Annotated in this window: 2 protein-coding genes; both read right to left on the bottom strand. The window is 59.9% G+C overall.

Annotated elements, in window-relative coordinates:
• Window positions 1-951: hypothetical protein (locus tag GXX82_14265; protein ID NLT24200.1), on the bottom strand; the 951-nt coding region annotated here is incomplete at its 3' end.
• Window positions 952-995: 44 nt separating this feature from the next.
• The gene (locus tag GXX82_14260; protein NLT24199.1) at window positions 996-3635 is read right to left on the bottom strand and encodes a cation-translocating P-type ATPase; all 2640 of its coding nucleotides are present in this window, start codon (window positions 3633-3635) and stop codon (window positions 996-998) included.
• Window positions 3636-3669 lie beyond the last annotated feature (34 nt).

The following is a 3669-nucleotide window of genomic DNA, read 5'->3' as shown; positions in this document are numbered from 1 at the left end:
GTTGATGTCTTTGTAGACCGTTGTGTGGCGTGCCTTGTCGTATTCGAGGACGTAGTCCACGAAGGTGGGGAGGTACCCCTGGGTCTTGAGCGTGCCGAGGATGTTCCCGACGTAGGTTTCGAGCCTTTCCCGGGGGTTTCCGGGGATGTCGTCGAAGGTGCCCGAGCGGAAACGCCTGATGAGGCCCTCGATGACGGCCACGAAGATGATGATGACCTTGCTCGGGATGAGCACGTGGCTGCCGTGGAGCTCCAGCTGCTTCAGCAGGTTGTCGAGGAACTTGACGACCGTCGGGTGATCGGCGGTCCTCAGCAGCGTTTCGATGAAGAAGATGAAGGTGTTGATGTACTTGTCGATGTCGTTGATGTGCGACTTGAGCATCTCCTCGAAATACATCGTGTCCACTATCTGCCTCAACGACCCTTCCTCGGGAAGGAGGAGGAGCTTGGTGTCCTCGTATCCGCGCTTGGGCAGGTATTCCTCGTACTCGACGAAGTCGACCCGTCGTTTGAGGGCCGCGCATTCCTTGCCGGGTTCGAAGAAGATACCGTCGAGGGCGATCCCCGAGATGTTCAGCGTCGATTCGAGCTTGTAGGCTTTGAGGTAACCCTCGCCGAGGAAGGGAAGGATGACCCTGTTGCCGCTGACGAAACTGGAGAAGTCAAGCGGTGTCAGGCCACCGTGGGCGATGCCGCCGCGGAGCCAGAAATCGTTCAGGATGCCCCACGTGTAGATGGAGCGCGCCGTTTCCCTCACCTTCGCAAAGACTCGCGAGATGACGACGATGCTGTCGGAGAAAAGGAAATAGGTCACGTCCTTGTCTCCTCTTTCGTCGATGGCGGCGACGAGCTTCTCGTAGCGGTTCCTGAGGTCACCCGACAGGAACCGGGACGTGAATCCCAGCACGTCGAAATATGCGACATACGCGTTGTTCGCCGGAGGTCCTTCCATTGTCATGGCCTGGTCAACATTATAATGGGCATCATCGTGAAAAATCAACCCTTTGAGTTCACGGCCGCACGTCGCGCCCTCGCGCGGCGGACCAGCTTTTCTGTCTCGACAGCGAAGAAGACGATCGACGAGATCCCCACGCAGGCGGCCAGTTCCCCGAGGGTAAGGGGCTGTGTCCTGAAGACCGCGTTGAGCGGGCCTACGTAGACAACCGCGAGCTGCATGAGTATGGACAGGGCGACCGCGCCGAGAAGTGCCTTGTTGGACATGAGGCCTTGTTTGAAGAGTGATTTCGTATCGGACCGGACCGCCAGGGCGTTCGCAAGCTGGGTGAAACAGAGCACCGTGAAGACCATGGTTTGCCATTTCCCGTGGCATGCTGTCATGGAGACGTACTGCATGGAGAGGACGAGAAAGGCCATGAGGCCCCCCACCCAGATCGTCTGGATGCCGAGGCCGCCGGAGAAGATGCTTTCCCTCGGGTTTCTCGGCGGCCGCCTCATGACGTCGTCTTCCGCCGGCTCCACGGAAAGGGCGAGGGCGGGGAGGCTGTCCGTGACCAGGTTGACCCAGAGGATGTGTATGGGCAGGAGGGGGATGGGAAAACCCAGGATCTGCGCGAAGAATATCGTCATGATCTCCCCCGTGTTCGTCGCGAGAAGGTACCGGATGAATTTGCGGATGTTGTCGTATATCTTCCTTCCTTCCCGCACTGCCTGCACGATGGTCGAGAAGTTGTCGTCGAGGAGGATCATGTGGGCGGCCTCCTTGGAGACATCCGTGCCCGTGATGCCCATGGCGACACCGATGTCGGCCCGTTTGAGGGCGGGGGCGTCGTTGACGCCGTCACCGGTCATCGCCACGAACTGGTGTCTCTCCTGCAGGGCCTTGACGATCTTCAATTTCTGCTCGGGGGCGACCCGCGCGTAGGCCTGAATGTGCTCCACCTTTGACGCGAAGACATCATCGCCGAGCGCGGCAAGCTCCTTTCCGCTCATGACGCCATCGCTTGACTCGTCAAGTATGCCGATGCGTTTCGCGATGGCGGCGGCCGTGACGGGATGGTCCCCGGTGATCATGACGGGCCTGATGCCCGCCGTCCTGCAGAGATCGACGGCTTCTTTCGCCTCATCCCGGGGCGGGTCCATCATTCCGACGAGGCCAAGTATGGTGAGGTCATTTTCCATCGTGTCGATGGAGCATTCTCCGGGGAGTGTTTCCCAGGTCCGCATTGCCACGCACAGGACCCGAAGGCCCCTCTTCGCCATGTCTTCATTCGCGGCGAGGATCCCTTCCTTCTTCAAGGGTTCTTTCATTCCGTTCACCCACATCGTCCGGGCCCGCTCGATGAGGACATCGGGTGCACCCTTGGTGTAGGACACGAAGCCCCCACCCGGCATGCTGTGTATGGTCGTCATGCATTTCCGGTCGGAATCGAAGGGGATCTCGCCGACACGGGGGAGTTCCGTCTCGATCCTTTCCCTCTCGTACCCGTTGTCCCGGGCTACGGTGTAGAGGGCGACTTCCGTGGGGTCTCCAATAAAGGCACCGTCCGCGCCTTCCCTCGAGTCGTTGTTAAGGGCGACCCCCCTCATGAGGTCCATAAGTGTCCGGGCCTTTTCATCGGTGCTCCTGACGATGTCTCCCTGGGCGTAGAGCTCTTCGACGGTCATGCGGTTGTATGTGAGAGTTCCCGTCTTGTCGGAACAGATATACGTCACGGACCCGAGCGTCTCAACGGCGGGGAGCTTCCTGATAAGGGCGTTCTTTTTCACCATCTTCTTCGCGCCGAGGGCAAGGGAGATGGTGATGACCGCCGGCAGGGCCTCGGGTATCGCCGCGACGGCCAGGGAGATGGCGGTAAGGAGCATGAGCAGCGGCCGCTCTCCCCGCAGAAGGCCGATAACGAAGACGACGGCGCATATGACAAGGATGGCTACCGCAAGATTCTTGCCAAAGACCGCGAGCCGTTTCTGAAGGGGGGTCCTGACCTCATCTTCATCCTGGAGCATGGAGGCTATCTTTCCCAGTTCCGTTTCCATGCCGGTCCCCACAACGAGGCCCGTTCCTCTGCCGTAGGTGACGATGGTTCCCTTGTAGGCCATGTTCACCCTGTCGCCGATGGAGATATCCGCGTCACAGAGTTCTCCGACGGATTTCTCCACGGGAACGGATTCACCTGTGAGCGCGGCCTCATCGACGCGCATCTGCGCGCTTTCGATGAGGCGCATGTCGGCGGGAACGATGGCGCCCGCCTCGAGGAGAACGACATCCCCCGGAACGATGTCCCGCGAGGCCACCGACCGGACGCTGCCGTCCCTGAAGACGGCGGCCATGGGAGCGGCCATCTGTTTCAAGGCCTCGATGGCCTTTTCAGCCCTGAACTCCTGGATGAAGCCGATGACGGCGTTGGCGATGACAATGGCAATGATGATGAGCGTGTCCGTCAGTTCCCCGATGACGCCTGCCACGACGGCCGCACCGAGGAGGATGAGGATCATGAAATCCTTGAACTGGTCAAGGAGCATCATCGCCGGTGTTTTCTTCTTTTTTGCCTTCAGCTCGTTGGGACCGTACTCGTCGAGCCTTCTTACGGCCTCGTCGCTCCCGAGGCCCGTGTTCCGGCTTTTCAGGTGCTCGCAGAGGGATTCCACCGGTTCCCTGTGGTAACAGACGTTCTCCATCGTTCTCTCCTTTCCTGTGATGCGGCCGGCCCTG

It is taken from the genome of Syntrophorhabdus sp., assembly GCA_012719415.1.
Taxonomy (GTDB): domain Bacteria; phylum Desulfobacterota; class Syntrophorhabdia; order Syntrophorhabdales; family Syntrophorhabdaceae; genus Delta-02.
This window is presented reverse-complemented; position numbering and strand designations above follow the sequence as displayed.

Coding starts and splice junctions, on each gene's coding strand:
- GXX82_14260 (NLT24199.1), bottom strand. CDS start 3,635: ATGGAGAACGTCTGTTACCACAGGGAACCGGTGGAATCCCTCTGCGAG.